We start from the raw sequence: 18,319 nt of genomic DNA on the forward strand, positions 1-18,319 counted from the left end.
TGACCGTTCGCTGTTGCCCAGTGAAGCGAGCGCGCCCCGGACGGCGGAAGGTCGAGACTCTTATGTCCCGACAACCTCCGTCGATCAGTCCGACCTCTCACCCGCCGGCGCGTTCCCGAGCATGTGCTCGACGAGGCGGCGTCCCGGTGTCGTGAAGCGGTCGGGTCGCCACGCCACCGCCGTGTAGCTGATCGGGCGATCCACGATCGGCACGAATCGGAGCCCCGGTCGGTCGTACAACCGCACCATCGACGACGTCGTGAAGCTGATGCCCACCCCTCGGGCGACGAGCGTGACCTCGGCCTCGTAGGTCGCGGCCTCGGCGGCGATCTGCGGCGGCCTCCCTCCCCTGGCGTCGGCGGCGAACCAGAAGTCCCGCCACTGGCCGGCCGACTTGGGGGCGACGATGATCGGCTCGTCGAGCAGCTCGTCGATGCGGAGCTCGTCCCGGTCGGCGAGCCGGTGCGTGCGCGGCAGGCACGCGACCCAGGTCTCCTCCGCCACCACCGCCATCGCGATGTCGGGCACGTCGACCGGAGGGCGCAGCAGCGCGATGTCGGTCTGCCCGCCGGCGAGGCCCGCCGTGGGGTCGGAGAAGTCGAACTCGATCGTCTCGATCGTCACGCCGGGCAGCGCCTCCTCGACGCCGTCGAGCAGCTCGAACAGCAGGTCGGCCCCCGTGCCGATCAGGTAGCCGAGGCGCACGTGGGCGTGGTCGATGAGCGTGACGACCGCCTCGAGCGCCGCGTCGACCTCCGCGAGAGCCTTCTCGACGTGCGGCAGCCATTCCCGGCCCGTCGCCGTGAGAGTGACCGAGCGCGTGTCCCGGTCGAACAGCCGGTCGCCGATGATCCGCTCGAGGCTCTGGATCGCGGCCGACAGGGCCGGCTGGCTGATGAACAGCCGCTCCGACGCGCGCCGGTAGTTGAGCTCCTCGCCCAGCACCGCGAAATAGCGCAGGGCACGCAGGTTCACGTCGGGCAGCGATCGCATGCGGACATCCTATTGATAGGTGCAGGTTATGTGACCATCGCCGTTCGGTCTTTCCGCCCGGCCGCTCCCCCGACCCAGACTGATGCCGACATCACCACGGTCGAGACAGGAGCCTCCCATGACCGCCCACCACCACTCGTTCACGATCGAGACCCCGGCACGTCAGGAGTTCTTCGACGTGACCGAACGGATGCTGGAGTTCGTGCGCTCCTCCGGCGTGCGCGACGGCATCGCCGTCGCCTACTCCGCCCACACCTCGTGCTGCGTGCTGCTGCAGGAGGAGTCGGAGGACACGACGTACTACGGCACGCAGCTGCTGCTGCAGGACACCCTGAACGTGCTGGCGAAGATCGCGCCGCCGACCCGACACGAGGGTCAGTACCTGCATCCCGGCCCCGTCCACATCCGCAACGCGGCCGCGCTCCGCGACGAGCTGCCGGAGTGGGGCCTGAACACCGACGGGCACATCCTCTCGTCGATCCTCGGTCGGTCCGAGAGCATGCCGATCGTCGACGGCGAGCTCGTGCTCGGCGAGTTCGGTCGCATCTACTTCGGCGACCTCGACTCGGTCAGGGCCCGAACCCGCACCGTGCACTTCCAGCTCATCGGAGACTGACGTGCTGATCTACGCGGTCGATCTCGGCACCACGAACCTCAAGGTCGTGCTGTACGACGAGGAGCTGCGCCGTCTCGCGACGGCCGCGGCATCCGTCGACTACGACCGCGACGGCGTGCGCGTCGAGTTCGATCCGCGACGGATCCTCTCCGCGGTGCTCGACCTCATCGGCCGCTGCGCGAGCGAGGTCGACACGAGCGGGCAGGATGCCGTGATCGCGCTCACCGGACAGGCGGAGTCGCTGGTCCTCACCGACGGCCGCGGCGACGCGGTGCGGGCGGGGATGTCGTGGCTCGACGATCGCGCGACGACCGAAGCCGCCGAGCTCGAGCAGCGCTTCGGCGTCGACGAGGCCTTCGCCGTGACCGGCGAGCCGGCGGCGTCGGCGACGTGGCCGGCCGCGAAGCTGCGCTGGCTCCTCGCCCACGAGCCCGAGAGCCTGCGCCGCACCCGCTCGGTGTCGATGATCAAGGACGACCTCGTAAGACGCCTCGTCGGCACGCCGATCGGCGAGGTCACGACCCGCGGGTTCACCTATCTGTGGGACGTGCGGGCTGGCCGGTACTGGTCGGATATGGTCGAGCACTGCGGCATCGCGTCCACGATGCTCCCCGAGGTCGTGCCCGCCGGCACGGACGTGGGCCGGGTGACCGACGAGGTCGCCGCACTGCTCCCGCCCGCCGCCGGCTACCGCGTGAACATCGGCGCTCTCGACCACTTCTGCGCGATGGCCGGCACCGGCTCATATGTCGAGGGCAGCGTGAGCGAATCCGCCGGCACGGTGCTGTCGGTCTCCGCTCTGCAGCGCGACTGGCGCTTCGACCCCGCACGCCGGGTGTCGTTCCATCGCGGGCTCTCCGACGGCGACACCGTGCTCTTCAACGCCTCCGACACGGGCGGAATCGCTCTGGAATGGTTCCGCGCGCAGGCACTCGGAGGGATGCCGTACGCCGACCTCGAAACCGCGCTCGCCGACCGGGTGCTCGCCGACCCTCCCCTGTTCCTCCCGTATCTGTCGGGCATCAGTCCGCCCGATTTCCTCCCGCGCGCCAAGGGCGCCTTCGTCGACCTCGACCTGTCGCACGACCGCATCGATCTCGCCTATGCCGTCGAAGAGGGCATCGCGCACCTGGTTCGGCGGAACGTCGAGTACCTCGACCCCGCGGCACGCGAGCTGGTGTCGACCGGCGGCGGCGCGGCATCCGCCTACCTCACCCAGCTGAAGTCCGACGTGTGCGGCGTCGAGGTGATCGTGCCGGACGAGCTCGAGGCGACGTGCCGCGGCGCGGCCGCCCTGGCCCTACGCGCTGCCGGCCGGATCGACTCGCTCGACGACGTCGCAGCCCTCAACGCTCCCCGATCGACCCGGTACCGGCCTCGGGCCGGTGGGATCGACAGGGCCGCACGCTACGACCGGTTCGCCGGCGCTCTGCACCGCCTGTACGGCGAGTGACAGCATCCCCTCCTCCTCTCGACACGACAGACGACACGAACGGAACGACCACCATGAACCTCTGCTGCTCCTCCCCGATGGTGCCGGGGAGCACCCTGACCGAGAAGGCCGACCTGCTGCGCGAGTGGGGGTACGACGCGATCGCCGTCTTCCAGCCCTTCGCCGACTGGACCCCCGCCGTGCGCCGCGAGGTCGCGCAGCTCGAGCAGCGCACCGGGGTGCGTCCCGTCGAGTTCGTGCTCGTCGACGACATCTACGGCACGGCGATGTCCGACGACGCGGACCTGCGCGAGCGCTGCCGCGCGATGTACCGCGAGAGCGCGTCGGTGTGCGCCGAGATCGGCGCGGTCATGGAGATCGAGTTCGAGTACGGGGCGCAGGATCCGCTGCCGCTCTTCGACGTGCACCGCCAGCTGAGCGCCGCGCAGACCGACGCCTTCGTGGAGTTCTACGTCGAGATGCTCGACCTCGTCGCCGGCACGGATGCGCGCGTGCTGCTGGAGCCCATCAACCGCTACGAGAGCGGCTACCTCAACCGCGTGTCGGACAACCTGCGGATCATCGAGGCCGTCGACCACCCGAACGCCGGCCTGCTTCCCGACCTCTTCCACATGTCGATCGAGGAGTCCGACCCCGTTCAGGCCCTGCGGGACGCCGGAGACCGCATCGTGCACGTGCACCTCGGCGACAACAACCGGCTGCTGCCCGGCGATGGACACCTCGACTGGCCGGGCATCATCGACGCTCTGCGCGACGTCGGCTACACCGGCTCGCTGAACCTGGAGTGCTCGACGAACGGAGACCCTGCCGTCACCCTGCCCCGCACCGCCGCATTCCTCCGTGAGCTGATCGGCTCATGAGCCCGGCGCTGAGCGCGCCGTTCTTCGAGATCGGGCCGAAGAACCTGCTGCGGCGCACGCAGCTCGAAGAGCTCGCCGTCGCCGCCGGCCGCGCGGGACGCGCGCACGGCATCGCCGTCGTCTTCACCGTGCCCACCGCCATGATCGCGCCGATCGTCGCGCTCGACAGCGGCGTGCTCGTCTTCGCGCAGGGGATGGATTCCGAGCCGCTCGGCCCGTCCATGAACCGGGTGACCGCGGAGGCGCTGAAGGATGCCGGAGCCGCCGGCGTCATGCTCAACCACGACGCCGATCCGCTCGACGACGACGCCCTGGAACGCGCCCTGCGGCGCGCGGACGATGTCGGCCTGGCCACGATCGTCTGCGCGGGGACGGATGCCGAGGCCCGCCGCTTCGCCGGCCGGCACCCCTCTGCCGTGCTCTTCGAGCCGCCGTCGCTGATCGGCGCAGACGGTTCGGGCGCCCGCGACTGGATCGCTCCGTCGACACGGGCGATCCACGAGGCCGCTCCCGGGGTGCTGGCCATGCACGCGGGTGGCGTCTCGACACCGGAGGTCGCCCTGCGCATCATGGCGGCTGGCGCCGACGCGACCGGGTCGACGAGCGGCATCCTCTCGTCGACGGACCCCGCCGTCGCCGCTGCGGAGTTCATCCGCTCGGCACGAGCCGGCTGGGACGCAGCGCGCGCCGCCGCCTGACGACCGATCACTCCCGCATCTCACTGACGACCATCACCTACGACCACCACCTCGGAAACACCGGACAAGGAGCATCATCATGGACACCAGCCTGAAGGGCAGGACCGCCGTCATCACCGGCGGCGCACGAGGCATCGGACTCGCGGTCGCGCGATCACTGGCCGCCGAAGGGGCTGATATCGCCCTGCTCGACCTGCTCGACGTCGTCGACGAATCGGCTGCGGCGATCGCGCGCGACTTCGGCGTGCGGGCGATCGGACGGCGTCTCGACGTCACCGACCAGGACGCGACCGACGCCGTCTTCGACGAGATCGCCGCCGAGCTGGGCGTGCCGCAGGTGCTGCTGACGGCGGCGGGAATCGAGATCAACGAGGACTCGATCGACGTGTCGGCGCGCAACTGGCGCAAGGTCATCGACGTGAACCTCACCGGCACGTTCTTCTCGGCGCAGGCGTTCGGACGCGGGCTGCTGCGCGCGGGGGTGCCGGGCAGCGCCGTGCTCATCTCGTCGATGTCGGGCGAGATCGTCAACGTGCCGCAGTGGGCGGCGTCGTACAACTCGTCCAAGGCCGCGGTCGCGCATCTCGCGAAGTCGCTCGCCGTCGAGTGGGCCGCCTCCGACATCCGCGTCAACTCGATCGCGCCCGGTTACGTGCTCACCGACCTCACGAAGGAGATCCTCGAGCGGGAGCCCGAGCTCGAAGCCGACTGGGTCGCCCGCATCCCGCAGGGCCGCATGGCGACCCCGGAAGACCTCACGGGTCTCGTCATCTTCCTCGCGTCCGATGCGTCGAGCTACCTCACGGCGCAGCAGATCGTCATCGACGGCGGCTACACGGCCGTCTGAGTCCTCCCGAAGCGCGAGACCCCCTCCTGCCGACATCGGCGGGAGGGGGTCTCGGTGCAGGAAGGGTCTCAGTGGAAGAAGTGACGCTCCCCGGTGAAGAACATCGTCACGCCGGCCTTGCGCGCGGCGTCGACGACCTCCTCGTCGCGGACCGATCCACCCGGCTGCACGATCGCCGTGATGCCGGCGTCGAGGAGCACCTGGGGGCCGTCGGCGAAGGGGAAGAAGGCATCGGATGCCGCGACCGACCCGGCCGCGCGGTCGCCGGCGCGCTCCACGGCGAGGCGGCAGGAGTCCACACGGTTGACCTGACCCATGCCGACGCCGACCGTCGCGTTGTCCTTCGCGAGCACGATCGCGTTCGACTTCACGGCGCGGCAGGCCTTCCACGCGAAGATGAGGTTTTCCATCTCCTCGTCGCTCGGACGCTCGCCGGACACGAGCTCCCAGTTCTTCGCGACCGAACCGATGTCGTCGGGGAAGCGGTCGGCGTCCTGCAGCAGCAGCCCGCCCGAGACGAGGCGCACGTCCATCCGCTCCTGCTGCCAGTCGGCGGGCAGCTGCAGCAGACGCAGGTTCTTCTTCGCCTTGAAGACCTCGAGCGCGGCGGGCTCGAACGACGGAGCCACGATGACCTCGGTGAAGATGTCCTTGAGGTTCTCGGCCATCTTCAGGGTCACGGTGCCGTTCGCGGCGATCACTCCGCCGTACGCCGAGACCGGGTCGCACTCGTGGGCGCGCAGGTGGGCGCTGGCGATCGGGTCGAGGGCGTTCGGCGCCGTGGTCGCGATGCCGCACGGGTTGGCGTGCTTGATGATCGCGACGGCCGGCTTCACCATGTCGTACGCGGCGCGCAGCGCGGCATCCGCGTCGACGTAGTTGTTGTACGACATCTCCTTGCCCTGCAGCTGCGTCGCCTGGGCGATGCCGTGGCCGCCGGAGCGCGTGTAGATCGCACCGCGCTGGTGCGAGTTCTCGCCGTAGCGGAGCGTCGCGAGGCGCTCGGCCTGGATCGTGAGGTGCGCGGGCAGGTCGCCGCCGTCGTTCAGCGTGCCCTCCGCGAACCACGAGGCAACCGCGGTGTCGTAGGCCGCGGTGTGGGCGAACGCGCGCGCGGCGAGCTCGCGCCGCTGCGTGAGCCCGGTGCCGCCGGTCTCGATGGCGCTGATGATGCCGGGGTAGGACTGCGGCGAGACGACGATCGCGACGTTCGCGTGGTTCTTCGCCGCGGCGCGGACCATCGCCGGACCGCCGATGTCGATCTGCTCGACGACGTCGTCGCCCTCGGCACCCGAGGCGACGGTCTCGACGAACGGGTACAGGTTGACGACGACGAGCTCGAAGGGCTCGATGCCGAGGTCGGCGAGCTGACGCTCGTGGTCCTCGAGGCGCAGATCGGCGAGCACGGCGCCGTGCACCTTCGGGTGCAGCGTCTTCACGCGGCCGTCGAGCATCTCGGCGACGCCCGTCACCGCAGCGACGTCGGTCACGTCGTAGCCGGCTTCGCGGATCGCGGCGGCGGTCGAGCCGGTCGACACGATCTCGACGCCGGCGTCGGCGAGCGCCTTCGCGAGCACCAGCAGGTCGGTCTTGTCGCTCACCGAGACGAGTGCACGGCGGATCCGGACGGTGTCGCGGTCGCGGTACAGCGAGTGGTCGTGGCGGGGGCCGGCCATGAAGTGCTCCTTCTGCGAGAGGTCGTGGTGCTGCGAGAGGTCGTGGTGCTGCGAGAGGTCGTGCGTGGTGCGGTTTCAGGAGGTGAGCGACAGCTCACCGGTCGCGATGCGGCGCACCACGTCGATGAGCAGGCGCCGCTCGACGGGCTTGATGCGCTCGTGGAGGGTGTGCTCGGTGTCGCCGTCGAGCACGGGCACGCGCTCCTGGGCGAGGATCGGTCCGGTGTCGACGCCGTCGTCGACGACGATGACGCTCGCTCCGGTCTCGGCGACGCCCGCGGCCAGTGCGTCGCGGACGCCGTGCGCTCCGGGGAACTCCGGCAGGTACGCGGGGTGCGTGTTGATGAGGCGCGGCGAGTACGCGGCGACCAGGTCATGGGGCAGCAGTCGCATCAGACCGCTCAGCACCACGAGGTCGGGGTTCCAGACCGCGAGCTGGTTGCCCAGCTCCTCCCCCCATGCCTCTCGGCTCTCATGCTCGTGCCACGGCACGGTGAAGCTGGGGATGCCGAACTCCTCGGCCTGCGCGAGCCCGTCGGCCTGGCGGTCGGCTCCGACGACGACGACCCGCGCGGGGAAATCGGGGTCACGAGCGGCCTCGAGAAGGGCACGAAGATTCGAGCCGGTGCCCGAGATGAGAACGGCGACCGTGAGCACGCGCCCAGTCTACCGGGGGCGGCGCGCCGGCCCGCACCGCATGTCAGGCGATCGGATCGGCCGGATCGCGGCGCGGCAGACGGAATCCCGTCGCCTGGTCGGACGGGTCGGAATCCGTCCACGACGAGCGTTCCGGGTCCTCCCACGACCGGCGGTCGCCGTCGTCCCACGTGATCGCGACGCCGCCGGCCGATGCGGTGTCGGATGCCGTCATCGCGGCCATCCACCGGTCGGTGCGCTCTTCGGCGACCTCGTCGCGGTGGCGCGGAGACAGCAGCAGGATCGCCGCGCCCAGCATCACCTCGCCGCCGAGCGCGAGAGCGAACGGGAGCGGCGCGGGGCCGGCCTCGGCGAGGCGGCCAGGCCCGATCGACCCGGAGGCGAGGACCGCGGCGAGCGCGGCGACGATCGCCGTGACGGCGCCCATGCCGACCGCGATGACAGCGCGTGGGGCGGTGTGGAGCGGCGTCCCCTCCCACACGAGCCGCGAGCGGACGGCCCACCCGGCGAACGCGCCGGCGCCGATCGGGAGCAGCACGACGATCAGCATCCAGATCGTGGTGTGCTCGGGGAGCAGCCCGAACACGGGGATGCCGGGCACGACCCCGAGCTGCGTCCCGGCCGGCGAGACGGCGGAGCCCACGCCCACCGAGAAACCGGGGCCGGCGAGCCACGACGCGGTCCACACGAGCATCGTGGGCAGGTAGGCGAGCTGGCCGAGGGTGATGACCGTCGCGCCCAGGCCGTCGACCCGCGTCGCCTGGAACAGGGCGACCACCTCGCCTCCCCTGACGAGCGTGAGGATCGCCAGCGCGAGTCCGGCGATCGCGACCGTGGTCGTGATCGCGAACGCGGCGCCTCGGGCGACGGATGCCGGGACGGGCCCCCATCCGCCCCAGGAGTCCACGACGTCGTGGATGCGGTCGACGACGCTGCCGTCGCCGTCCTGCCAGGCGACGCGCACCGCGCCGACGAGCGCGCCGGCGAGATACACGAGAGGGGGCAGCGCGATCGCGAGGAGCAGGGGCGTCTCGGCCGCGGCGAGGCGGCCCGTGAACGCGACCGCTGCGGCGATCACGGCCATCGTCGCGGTGCCCGACGCGACGCCGAGCACCCACGCCCCTGCCCGAGCAGCACGGGCGCCGGAGCGCGCCGCGAACAGGAGCGTGAACAGCAGGAAGGCGAGCGGCGTCACCGACAGGGTGAAGACCGCGGCATCCGGAGCGACGCCCGCCGCCCGCAGCACCTCCGTGCCGATCTCGATGTCGAGAGGCGCTCCGTGCCCGAACTGCCACAGGGTGCCGGCCAGCGGCCACAGCGCCCCCCAGTCGGCCGTCGCTCCGAACGCGAGGGTCCACAGCAGGGTGAGCGGCGCCAGCAGGACAGCGAGCCCGACGGCGGCCGCGATGGCGGCGTCGAAAGCGGCGAGGAGCGCGACGAGGAGGCGTTGCATGACGATTCGAGACTACGACGAGAAGGCCGTCGCCGCCCGCGGGCGCGCGCGAGGCGGCGGACACGATATCGTCTCCTCCGGAGGTTCCCCGATGTCAACTGCCCCGTCCCCCACCGCCTCAGAGACCGAACCGGCGAACGCGCTCGATCGCTTCTTCGAGATCAGCAAGCGCGGTTCCACCCTCGGCACCGAGATCCGAGGTGGCCTGGTGACGTTCGTCACGATGGCCTACATCGTGATCCTCAACCCGATCATCCTGTCCGGCTCCGCCGACGTCGACGGCAACACGCTCGACTTCAGCGCCGTCGGCGCCGCGACGGCCCTGACCGCCGGCATCATGACCATCCTCTTCGGAGTCATCACGCGCCTGCCGTTCGGCTTCGCCGCCGGTCTCGGCATCAACGCCTTCGTCGCGTTCTCCGTCGTCGGCCAGGTCACCTGGCCCGAGGCGATGGCGCTCGTGATGATCAACGGTGTCGTCATCGTGCTGCTCGCGGTCACCGGCCTGCGCAAGATGATCTTCGACGCCGTGCCGTTCCAGCTGAAGATCGCGATCACGGTCGGCATCGGCCTGTTCATCGCCTTCATCGGCTTCGTGAACTCCGGCTTCGTCACCGCGACCGGCTCGGCATCCCCGCCCGTCGGCCTGGGCGTCGGCGGATCCGTCGCCACCGTGCCCACCGTGCTGTTCATCGTGACGCTGATCATCACCGGCATCCTCGTCGCTCGCAAGGTGAAGGGCGGCCTGCTCATCGGTCTCGTCTCCGGCACCGTGCTGGCCGTGATCGTCGAAGCGATCTGGCACCTGGGCGCAGCGGCCGAGGGCAACGCCGGCGGATGGGGCCTCACGGTCCCCGCGCTCTCCGGCGTGCCGTTCAGCCTTCCCGACCTGAGCCTGGTCGGCGCCGTCGACTTCGGCTTCGATCTGAGCAAGGTCAGCCTCGTCGCCATCGTCATGATCGTCTTCACCCTCGTGTTCTCGAACTTCTTCGACGCGATGGGCACCATGACGGGCCTCGCCAAGGAGGCGAACCTCGCCGACGAGAAGGGCGACTTCCCCCGCATCAAGTCGGCGCTGGTCGTCGAGGGCGTCGGCGCGATCGTCGGCGGTGGCACCTCGTCGTCGTCGAGCACCGTGTTCATCGAGTCCGGCGCCGGCATCGGCGAGGGCGCGCGCACCGGCTTCGCGAACGTCATCACGGGCGCGATGTTCCTGCTGGCGATGTTCCTCACGCCGCTCACGTCGATCGTGCCGACCGAGATCGCGGCCGCAGCGCTCGTGATCGTCGGCGCGATGATGATGGCGCAGATCAAGTACATCGACCTGACGGACTTCAGCGTGCTGCTGCCGGTGTTCCTCACGGTCACCGTGATGCCCCTGACCTACTCGATCGCCAACGGCATCGGAGCGGGCTTCGTGAGCTGGGTGCTCGTGCAGGCCCTCTCCGGCAAGGCGAAGCGCATCAGCCCGCTGCTGTGGGTCGTCGCGGTCGGCTTCGTGCTGTTCTTCGCCCGCGGACCCATCGAGGCCCTGTTCGGCGTCGCCTGATCGCACCACGACAGAGGGGCGGATGCTGCGGCATCCGCCCCTCTTCGTGTCTGCAGCGGGCTCGGTGTCTGCACACCCCCGTCGCCGGGCATGAGAAAGGCCCCGGGGTGGAGCCCGGGGCCTTCTCGTACAGCTTAGCGCGTCAGAGCGATTCGACGATCTCGCGCATCAGGGCTGCGGTCTCGGACGGCGTCTTGCCGACCTTGACGCCGGCGGCCTCGAGGGCCTCCTTCTTCGCCTGAGCGGTACCGGCGGAGCCGGAGACGATGGCGCCGGCGTGACCCATGGTCTTGCCCTCGGGAGCCGTGAAGCCCGCGACGTAGCCGACGACCGGCTTGGTGACGTGCGCCTTGATGTAGTCGGCGGCACGCTCCTCGGCGTCGCCGCCGATCTCGCCGATCATGACGATCGCCTTGGTCTCGGGGTCGGCCTCGAACGCGGCGAGCGCGTCGATGTGGGTCGTGCCGATGACCGGGTCGCCGCCGATGCCGATGGCGGTCGAGAAGCCCAGGTCGCGCAGCTCGAACATCATCTGGTACGTGAGGGTGCCCGACTTCGACACGAGGCCGATCGGGCCCTTGCCGGTGATGTTCGCCGGGGTGATGCCGACGAGCGCCTCACCGGGGGTGATGATGCCGGGGCAGTTCGGGCCGATGATGCGGGTCTTGTTGCCCTTGCTCTGGGCGTAGGCCCAGGCCTCGGCCGAGTCGCCGACGGGAACGCCCTCGGTGATGACGACGAGCAGCGGGATCTCGGCGTCAATGGCCTCGATCATCGCGTCCTTCGTGAAGGCGCCGGGAACGAAGGCGATCGACACGTCGGCGCCGGTCTCCTTCATGGCCTCGGCGACCGAGCCGAACACGGGCAGCTCGACGGCTGCGCCGTCCTTGTCGGTGTGCGAGACGGTCGTGCCGGCCTTGCGGGCGTTGACGCCGCCGACGACCTGGGTGCCGGCCTTCAGCATGAGCGCGGTGTGCTTCGTGCCCTCGCCGCCGGTGATGCCCTGGACGATGACCTTGGAGTCCTTGTTGAGGTAGATCGACATTCTTCTAGTCCTTCAGTCTCAGGCGTTGGCGAGCTCGGCGGCCTTGTCGGCGCCCTCGTCCATCGTGGCGGCCAGGGTGACGAGCGGGTGCGCGTACTCCGCGAGGATCGCGCGTCCCTCCTCGACGCGGTTGCCGTCGAGGCGCACGACGAGCGGCTTGGAGGCCGCGGAGCCGAGCGTCTCGAGGGCGCCCTTGATGCCGTTCGCGACGGCATCGCACGCGGTGATGCCGCCGAAGACGTTCACGAAGACGCTCTTGACCTGCGGGTCGCCGAGGATGACGTCGAGGCCGTTGGCCATGACCTCCGCCGAGGCGCCGCCGCCGATGTCGAGGAAGTTGGCCGGCTTGACGCCGTTGTGGTTCTCGCCGGCGTAGGCGACGACGTCGAGCGTCGACATGACGAGCCCGGCGCCGTTGCCGATGATGCCGACCTCGCCGTCGAGCTTCACGTAGTTGAGGCCGGACTTCTTCGCCTTTGCCTCGAGCGGGTCGGCCGCGTCCTTGTCCTCGAGCTCCTCGTGCTCCGGGTGACGGATCTCGGAGGCGTTGTCGTCGAGCGTGACCTTGCCGTCGAGGGCGATGATGTCGCCCTCCTCGGTGCGGACGAGCGGGTTGACCTCGACGAGCGTCGCGTCCTCGCCCTTGTAGACGTCGAACAGCTTCACGAAGACGTCGGAGACCTTCTCGACGAGGTCCTCGGGGAAGTTCGCCGCGCGGGCGATCTCGACGGCCTTCTCCTTGTCGATGCCCGTCAGCGGGTTGACCTCGACGCGGGCGAGGGCCTCGGGGCGCTCCACCGCGAGCTCCTCGATCTCCATGCCGCCCTCGACCGAGCAGAGGCTCAGGTACGAGCGGTTGGCGCGGTCGAGCAGCACGGAGAAGTAGAACTCCTCGGCGATGCGCGCACCCTGCGCGACCATGACGCGCTTGACGACGTGGCCCTTGATGTCGAGGCCGAGGATGGCCTTCGCGGCCTCGTACGCCTCGTCGGGGGTCTTGGCGACCTTGACGCCGCCCGCCTTGCCACGGCCGCCGGTCTTCACCTGAGCCTTGACGACGACCACTCCGCCGATCTTCTCGGCTGCCGCCCTCACCTCCTCAGGGGTGTCCGCGACGATGCCGGCGAGGACCGGCACTCCGTACTTCTCGAAAACGTCTCGTGCCTGGTACTCGTACAGATCCACTGTGGTTCCTTCACTGGGCTGCTGTCTGGTAATTCTCTCGATGTCGAGACATCGACCAGTCCCCCAGCCTACTACCTCGGCCTGAGCGCCCCGGAGCGCGGGAACCGCTGGCGCGAGGCCACGGAGGTTCTAGGCTTTCGCTATGCGAGACTTCTCCGATTCGCGCGACGCCGTCGTCGCCGCAGCACTCGAGCTCTTCCAGGCCCAGGGCTTCGATCAGACCTCCGTCGAGCAGATCGCGAAGGCCGCCGGCGTCTCGCGGTCGACGTTCTTCCGCCAGTTCGGCGGCAAGGAGGACGTCGTGTTCGCCGACCACGAGGTGATGCTCGGCCAGCTGCGCGAGTACCTCGCCGAAGGGCATGACGACCCGTGGGGCGCGGTGTGCGCGGCATCCGAGTCGGTCTTCGCGCATTTCGCACGCGACCCGGAGCTGGCCCGCCGTCGCTATCAGGTGGTGCGCCAGGTGCCGGTGCTGCGCGAGCGCGAGATCATCACGGTGTTCCGCTACGAGCGCCTCTTCGACGACTACCTGCGCAGTGCGCTGCCCGGGGTCGACCCTCTGGATGCCGTCGGCTTCGCCGCCCTGGTCACCGCGGTGCACAACCACGTGCTGCGGCAGCTGCTCCGCGGCAAGAAGAAGGTGCCGCTGTCGACCCTGCAGACCGCCCTCGCCGATGTGCGACGCCGCTACGGCGTGCCGGCGGAGCCCGAGACCGGTGCCCCCGACGACGTCGTGGTCGCCGTGTTCCCCCGGTCGATGCCGGTCGCGGAGATCACCCGCCGCCTGCGGTCGCAGCTGGACTGACCCCACGCCGACCCGGGCGACAGCCGTCCGCGCGCCCGCCTTCGTGAAACCGAGTACCGAGGAGTACGATACTCAGGTCCACGAAGGAGTCCCCATGAGCACCGAAGCCTCCCCCGTCCCCGGCGAGCGGATCGCCTCGTACGACATCACCGCCCGGCAGGACAGCGACTACTACGCGGTGTTCGCCGACATCCCCGAGGCCGACCGTGCGGCGTGGGACCGCGCGAAGGCGTACATCGACGAGGTCGGGCCGCAGATGGCGGATGCCTGGGACCGGGCCGAGTACCCCCTCGACGCCGCCCGCCGCATGGGCGAGATGGACCTCGTCGTCGACGGGATCGAGCATCCGGCCCTCACACACCTCTCGCCGCTCGCCGCCGGCCTCGTCAACATGGAGATCTCGCGGGGCGACGGGTCTCTCGGCACCGTGCTCGCCGTGCAGGGCGGTCTCGCCCTGCGCACCCTCGCCCTGTTCGGTTCGCCCGCCCAGCAGGAGCGCTGGCTGACGGCCCTCGCCGACGGCTCGGTCCTCGGCTCCTTCGCCCTCACCGAGCCCGACCACGGCTCCGACTCGGTGTCGCTCGAGACGGTCGCCCGGCGCGACGGCGAGGAGTGGGTCATCCGCGGAGCGAAGAAGTGGATCGGCAACGGCGCCTCCGGCGGCATCACCTTCGTCTGGGCGCGCGTCGACGACGAGACCGCCGCCGAGCACGGGGCCGTCCGCTGCTTCCTCGTCGAGCAGGAGACCGCCGGGTACACGGGCACCGCGATCCGGGGCAAGGCGTCGCTGCGGGCGATCCACCAGGCACACATCCGCCTCGACGACGTGCGCGTACCGCTCGACGCGGTGCTGCCGGGCACGAAGAGCTTCAAGGACGCCTCGATCGTCCTGTACGCGACGCGTTCCGGAGTCGCCTGGTCGGCACTCGGGCACGCGACCGCCTGCTACGAGGCCGCCCTCGCGTACGCCACGCAGCGGGTGCAGTTCGGCAAGCCGCTCGCCGGCTTCCAGATGGTGCAGGAGCGACTGACCCACATGCTTGAGGACCTCACGGCGATGCAGCTGTACTGCCGGCGCCTCGCCGACCTCGAGACCGCAGGCCTGCTGCGGCCCACCCAGGCGTCGCTCGCGAAGTTCCACAACACCCGCGCGGCGCGGCGGGTGGCGTCGACCGCTCGCGACCTGCTCGGCGGCAACGGGATCCTGCTCGAGTACGGCGTGATGCAGCACATGGCCGACATCGAGGCGATACACACCTACGAGGGGACGGAGAGCGTGCAGGCCCTGCTGCTCGGGCGCGACATCACCGGCAGGAGCGCTTTCGCCTGAGCGCTCCCGCGACGCGGGTGCGTGAACGCCGAGATGACGCGGGACGTGCCGGTCAGTCGCAGCCGCAGCCGCCGGCCGGCGTCTTCACCATGAAGCACACGTCGCAGACGCCGTAGTCGCGCTCCACCGGCTTGGGCGTCGCCGCGACGCGGGGTGCGGCGGCCGCGCGGGGCGTCGAGGACCGCTTCGCCTTCACCGGGGCGATCGGCCGGAACTCGCTCGGGTGCGTGACGTAGAAGTACGGCGCGCGACCCTCACTCGCCCGCAGGCGCAGCGGCGTCGATCCGACGACGATGACCTCGTCCTCGGCGAAGCCGTTGGTGTAGGTCTTCCCGATGTGCAGGCTCGCGCCCTCACCGCGACGGATCGCCTCGATGTACCGGCCGCGGTCGATGTAGGAGGAGATGCCGACGGCATCCGTGATCGCCGTGATGAACTCGTGGTTCTCTTCGGCGATGCGGTGGGCGCGGAGCGCCTCGCGGAGCGATCGGTACGGACGGGAGGTTCCGGTGGGGGTCGGGCCCTGGACTTCGTTCATCTCCTCCAGGATCTCACGTCCTGACGTGGAAGACTGGCGGCATGGTTCGCGCGACGATCATCGGATCCGGTCCGAACGGCCTTGCGGCGGGGGTCTCCCTCGCCCGCGCCGGCTACGAGGTGCGGGTGCTGGAGGCGGCCGACACGATCGGCGGCGGCGTCCGCAGCGCCGAGACGACGCTGCCCGGGTTCGTGCACGACATCTGCTCGGCCGTGCACCCCGCCGCACTGTCGTCGCCGTTCTTCCAGGCGTTCGGGCTCGCGGACCGCATCGACTGGATCGTGCCGGACATCTCGTACGCGCACCCTCTCGACGGCGGCCGCGCGGGCGTCGCCTGGCACGACATCGAGAAGACCGCGGCGGGACTGGGCGTCGACGGCAAGGCCTGGCTGGCGCTGCTGCGCCCGTTGAGCCGGCACATCGAGGGCGTCGTCGACTTCACCGGGAACCAGATGCTGCGCATCCCTCGGGAGCCGCTCACCGCCCTGCGCTTCGGCCTGCGCATGATCGACCAGGGCACGCCGTTCGCCTCCCTCTCGTTCCGGACCGACGAGGCCGCCGGTCTCATCTCCGGCGTGCTCGCGCACGCGCCGGCGCGGATGCCGTCGCTCGCCGCCTCCGCCGCGGGGCTGCTGCTCGCTGCCGCGGGTCACGCCGGCGGCTGGATGTACCCGCGCGGCGGTGCCCAGCGCATCGCCGACGTCATGGTCGCCGACATCGAGGCGCACGGCGGCACGGTCGAGTCGGGGGTCCACGTCACCGACCTCGGCGATCTCGATTGGGGCGACCCGGATGCCGGCGACCTGCTGCTGCTGAACACGTCACCGCGGCTGCTGCTCACCCACCCCGACATCCCCGACCGCTACGCCAGGGCGATCCAGGGATACCGCTACGGCGCCGCCGCCGCGAAGGTCGACTTCGCCCTCGACGGGCCCATCCCCTGGACCAACCCCGACGTGGCCCGGGCGCCCACCGTGCACCTCGGCGGCACGAGAGCCGAGGTCGCCGCGAGTGAGAACGCCGTGGCGCGCGGCCGGGTCAGCGACCGTCCGTATGTGCTCACCGTGCAGCCGTCGATTCTCGACCCGACGCGCGCCCCCGAGGGCAAGGCCGTGCTGTGGGCGTACATCCACGTGCCTGCGAACTCCGACCTCGACCCGACCGAGCTCGTCACCCGGCAGGTCGAGAGGTTCGCTCCGGGTTTCCGCGACCGCATCCTCGCGCACCACGCAGTCCCGGCCTCGGCGCGCGAGGCCGTCAACCCGGCCGAGATCGGCGGCGACATCCTCGGCGGCGCCTTCACGATCCCGCAGGCCATCCGGCGGCCCGTGCTGAGCGCGGCCCCGTGGCGCACGCCGATGCGCGGCGTGTACCTCGCCTCCTCGTCGACCCCGCCCGGTCCCGGCGTCAACGGCATGGCCGGGTGGCACGCCGCGCGCACAGCGCTCGCGGACGCCGGCGAACGAGCCACGCTCGCCGACCTGTTCTGAATCCTCCCCCCGCCGTCCACCCCCTTCTGCGCCCGCCCGTCCGGGGCCAGGATGGGTGCATGCGCTACGAGATCCCCGCTCCCATGCTCGCCAAGGCGGCGGCATCCGTCCCCGACCCGGCGAAGACGACCGGCGGGCTGCTGTTCGAGCCGAAGTGGGACGGGTTCCGCGGGCTCATCGCGTGGGACGGCGAGACCGTGGAGATCGGGTCGCGGGGCGCGAAACCGCTCACCCGCTACTTCCCGGAGCTCGTCGAGGCGATCCCGGAACTCCTCCCCGGCCCGTGCCTGCTCGACGGCGAGATCGTCGTCGCCACCGGCCGCGAGGGCGCACAGCGGCTCGACTGGGAGGCGCTGAGTCAGCGCATCCACCCCGCGGCGTCACGCGTCGCGAGACTGGCGGCGGAGACCCCCGCGATGTTCATCTCCTTCGATCTGCTCGCCGAGGGCGACGACGACCTGCTGCAGACGCCCTTCCGAGAGCGCCGCGAGCGCCTCGAAGCACTGATGGCGACGGTCGAGCATCCGCTGCACATCACCCGCACCACCACCGACCGCGACGCGGCCGTCCGCTGGCTCGCCGAGTTCGAGGGTGCCGGACTCGACGGCGTCGTCGCGAAGCCGCTGGACCAGCCCTACGCGCCGGGGAAGCGCACGCTCATCAAGGTCAAGCACGCGCGGACCGCCGATGTCGTGGCGCTCGGCTACCGCATCCACAAGTCGGGCAGCGGGGTCGGATCGCTGCTGGTCGGGCTGTACGACGCCGACGGGGTGCTGCGCCAGGTCGGCGGGGTCGCCGCGTGGAGCGACAAGCGCCGCGCAGAACTCGTGGACGAACTCGCTCCCCTCGTCGAGCGCGACGACGACGGCGCGGCCGTGACCGGCGAGAGCGAGCGGTCGCGGTTCAGCGGGTCGAAGGACGTCTCGTTCGTGCGGTTGCGGCCCGAACGCGTTCTCGAGGTGCGCTACGACCAGCTGGAGGGGGCCCGCTTCCGGCACACCGTGCAGTTCGAGCGCTGGCGCCCCGATCGCGACGCGCGCTCGTGCACGTACGACCAGCTCGACACGGTCGCCGGGTACGACCTCGCCGACGTGATCGGCTGACGCGCGGCATCCGGAGCCGGC

General features: G+C 70.6%; 17 protein-coding genes. 10 read left to right on the forward strand and 7 right to left on the reverse strand.

What is annotated here, in order from left to right; translation table 11 throughout:
* Positions 1-84: 84 nt before the first annotated feature.
* A complete protein-coding gene (locus MRBLWO14_RS04085; protein WP_341935189.1) occupies positions 85-993 on the reverse strand; it encodes a LysR family transcriptional regulator in 909 nt (302 codons plus the stop codon).
* A 118-nt stretch (positions 994-1,111) separates the two neighbouring features.
* Here MRBLWO14_RS04085 and MRBLWO14_RS04090 point away from each other — a divergent pair, with 118 nt between their 5' ends.
* From MRBLWO14_RS04090 to MRBLWO14_RS04110, 5 genes are all read left to right on the forward strand, one after another.
* Positions 1,112-1,609, forward strand: a complete 498-nt coding sequence (locus tag MRBLWO14_RS04090; RefSeq protein ID WP_341935190.1) for a YjbQ family protein — start codon at positions 1,112-1,114, stop codon at positions 1,607-1,609.
* Between the two features lies 1 nt (position 1,610).
* Complete coding sequence (locus MRBLWO14_RS04095) at positions 1,611-3,062, forward strand: FGGY family carbohydrate kinase (RefSeq protein WP_341935191.1); 1,452 nt, start codon at positions 1,611-1,613, stop codon at positions 3,060-3,062.
* Positions 3,059-3,922 (forward strand): sugar phosphate isomerase/epimerase family protein, encoded by an 864-nt coding sequence (locus tag MRBLWO14_RS04100; protein WP_341935192.1) that lies wholly within the window; start codon positions 3,059-3,061, stop codon positions 3,920-3,922. Before MRBLWO14_RS04095 ends, MRBLWO14_RS04100 begins: the two co-directional genes overlap by 4 nt.
* Positions 3,919-4,620, forward strand: a complete 702-nt coding sequence (locus MRBLWO14_RS04105; RefSeq protein ID WP_341935193.1) for a triose-phosphate isomerase — start codon at positions 3,919-3,921, stop codon at positions 4,618-4,620. Before MRBLWO14_RS04100 ends, MRBLWO14_RS04105 begins: the two co-directional genes overlap by 4 nt.
* Positions 4,621-4,699: 79 nt before the next feature.
* Positions 4,700-5,467, forward strand: coding sequence for an SDR family oxidoreductase (locus tag MRBLWO14_RS04110; RefSeq protein ID WP_341935194.1), 768 nt, complete (start codon positions 4,700-4,702; stop codon positions 5,465-5,467).
* A 68-nt stretch (positions 5,468-5,535) separates the two neighbouring features.
* On the opposite strand, the gene purH is transcribed toward MRBLWO14_RS04110, so the two are convergent.
* From purH to MRBLWO14_RS04125, 3 genes are all read right to left on the reverse strand, one after another.
* Positions 5,536-7,143 carry a bifunctional phosphoribosylaminoimidazolecarboxamide formyltransferase/IMP cyclohydrolase gene (purH, locus tag MRBLWO14_RS04115; RefSeq protein WP_341935195.1) on the reverse strand — a complete coding sequence of 536 codons (1,608 nt, stop codon included), beginning with the start codon at positions 7,141-7,143 and terminating at the stop codon, positions 5,536-5,538.
* 75 nt (positions 7,144-7,218) lie between these two features.
* Positions 7,219-7,800, reverse strand: coding sequence for a phosphoribosylglycinamide formyltransferase (gene purN, locus MRBLWO14_RS04120; protein ID WP_341935196.1), 582 nt, complete (start codon positions 7,798-7,800; stop codon positions 7,219-7,221).
* A gap of 43 nt (positions 7,801-7,843) precedes the next feature.
* Positions 7,844-9,253, reverse strand: coding sequence for a DUF6350 family protein (locus tag MRBLWO14_RS04125; protein ID WP_341935197.1), 1,410 nt, complete (start codon positions 9,251-9,253; stop codon positions 7,844-7,846).
* Between the two features lie 91 nt (positions 9,254-9,344).
* Between MRBLWO14_RS04125 and MRBLWO14_RS04130 the strand changes: the two genes are divergently transcribed.
* On the forward strand, positions 9,345-10,802 hold the full coding sequence (locus MRBLWO14_RS04130; RefSeq protein ID WP_341936159.1) for an NCS2 family permease: 1,458 nt from the start codon (positions 9,345-9,347) through the stop codon (positions 10,800-10,802).
* 142 nt (positions 10,803-10,944) lie between these two features.
* Here the strand turns inward: MRBLWO14_RS04130 and sucD are convergent, their stop codons facing one another.
* Both sucD and sucC read right to left on the reverse strand, forming a co-directional pair.
* Entirely contained in the window at positions 10,945-11,847 is a 903-nt protein-coding gene (sucD, locus tag MRBLWO14_RS04135; RefSeq protein WP_096714261.1) for a succinate--CoA ligase subunit alpha, read from the reverse strand.
* A gap of 18 nt (positions 11,848-11,865) precedes the next feature.
* Positions 11,866-13,032 carry an ADP-forming succinate--CoA ligase subunit beta gene (gene sucC, locus MRBLWO14_RS04140; RefSeq protein ID WP_096714262.1) on the reverse strand — a complete coding sequence of 389 codons (1,167 nt, stop codon included), beginning with the start codon at positions 13,030-13,032 and terminating at the stop codon, positions 11,866-11,868.
* 142 nt (positions 13,033-13,174) lie between these two features.
* On the opposite strand from sucC, the gene MRBLWO14_RS04145 reads away from it, so the two are divergent.
* Together MRBLWO14_RS04145 and MRBLWO14_RS04150 are read left to right on the forward strand one after the other, a co-directional pair.
* On the forward strand, positions 13,175-13,837 hold the full coding sequence (locus MRBLWO14_RS04145; protein ID WP_341935198.1) for a TetR family transcriptional regulator: 663 nt from the start codon (positions 13,175-13,177) through the stop codon (positions 13,835-13,837).
* A 94-nt stretch (positions 13,838-13,931) separates the two neighbouring features.
* Complete coding sequence (locus MRBLWO14_RS04150; protein ID WP_341935199.1) at positions 13,932-15,167, forward strand: acyl-CoA dehydrogenase family protein; 1,236 nt, start codon at positions 13,932-13,934, stop codon at positions 15,165-15,167.
* 52 nt (positions 15,168-15,219) lie between these two features.
* Here the strand turns inward: MRBLWO14_RS04150 and MRBLWO14_RS04155 are convergent, their stop codons facing one another.
* A complete protein-coding gene (locus MRBLWO14_RS04155) occupies positions 15,220-15,705 on the reverse strand; it encodes a hypothetical protein (protein ID WP_341935200.1) in 486 nt (161 codons plus the stop codon).
* A gap of 41 nt (positions 15,706-15,746) precedes the next feature.
* Here MRBLWO14_RS04155 and MRBLWO14_RS04160 point away from each other — a divergent pair, with 41 nt between their 5' ends.
* Together MRBLWO14_RS04160 and MRBLWO14_RS04165 are read left to right on the forward strand one after the other, a co-directional pair.
* Complete coding sequence (locus MRBLWO14_RS04160) at positions 15,747-17,195, forward strand: NAD(P)/FAD-dependent oxidoreductase (RefSeq protein ID WP_341935201.1); 1,449 nt, start codon at positions 15,747-15,749, stop codon at positions 17,193-17,195.
* A 59-nt stretch (positions 17,196-17,254) separates the two neighbouring features.
* The gene (locus MRBLWO14_RS04165) at positions 17,255-18,298 is read left to right on the forward strand and encodes an ATP-dependent DNA ligase (RefSeq protein ID WP_341935202.1); all 1,044 of its coding nucleotides are present in this window, start codon (positions 17,255-17,257) and stop codon (positions 18,296-18,298) included.
* Positions 18,299-18,319: the final 21 nt, after the last annotated feature.

The sequence above is a fragment of the Microbacterium sp. LWO14-1.2 genome, assembly GCF_038397715.1.
In the GTDB taxonomy this organism is placed as follows: domain Bacteria; phylum Actinomycetota; class Actinomycetes; order Actinomycetales; family Microbacteriaceae; genus Microbacterium.

What these genes read in the sequence shown, in the direction of transcription:
- MRBLWO14_RS04085 (WP_341935189.1), bottom strand. Translation starts at nt 993, where the DNA reads ATGCGATCGCTGCCCGACGTGAACCTGCGTGCCCTGCGCTATTTCGCG.
- MRBLWO14_RS04090 (WP_341935190.1), top strand. Translation starts at nt 1,112, where the DNA reads ATGACCGCCCACCACCACTCGTTCACGATCGAGACCCCGGCACGTCAG.
- MRBLWO14_RS04105 (WP_341935193.1), top strand. Translation starts at nt 3,919, where the DNA reads ATGAGCCCGGCGCTGAGCGCGCCGTTCTTCGAGATCGGGCCGAAGAAC.
- MRBLWO14_RS04110 (WP_341935194.1), top strand. Translation starts at nt 4,700, where the DNA reads ATGGACACCAGCCTGAAGGGCAGGACCGCCGTCATCACCGGCGGCGCA.
- purH (WP_341935195.1), bottom strand. Translation starts at nt 7,143, where the DNA reads ATGGCCGGCCCCCGCCACGACCACTCGCTGTACCGCGACCGCGACACC.
- MRBLWO14_RS04125 (WP_341935197.1), bottom strand. Translation starts at nt 9,253, where the DNA reads ATGCAACGCCTCCTCGTCGCGCTCCTCGCCGCTTTCGACGCCGCCATC.
- MRBLWO14_RS04130 (WP_341936159.1), top strand. Translation starts at nt 9,345, where the DNA reads ATGTCAACTGCCCCGTCCCCCACCGCCTCAGAGACCGAACCGGCGAAC.
- sucD (WP_096714261.1), bottom strand. Translation starts at nt 11,847, where the DNA reads ATGTCGATCTACCTCAACAAGGACTCCAAGGTCATCGTCCAGGGCATC.
- MRBLWO14_RS04145 (WP_341935198.1), top strand. Translation starts at nt 13,175, where the DNA reads ATGCGAGACTTCTCCGATTCGCGCGACGCCGTCGTCGCCGCAGCACTC.
- MRBLWO14_RS04150 (WP_341935199.1), top strand. Translation starts at nt 13,932, where the DNA reads ATGAGCACCGAAGCCTCCCCCGTCCCCGGCGAGCGGATCGCCTCGTAC.
- MRBLWO14_RS04155 (WP_341935200.1), bottom strand. Translation starts at nt 15,705, where the DNA reads ATGAACGAAGTCCAGGGCCCGACCCCCACCGGAACCTCCCGTCCGTAC.
- MRBLWO14_RS04160 (WP_341935201.1), top strand. Translation starts at nt 15,747, where the DNA reads ATGGTTCGCGCGACGATCATCGGATCCGGTCCGAACGGCCTTGCGGCG.
- MRBLWO14_RS04165 (WP_341935202.1), top strand. Translation starts at nt 17,255, where the DNA reads ATGCGCTACGAGATCCCCGCTCCCATGCTCGCCAAGGCGGCGGCATCC.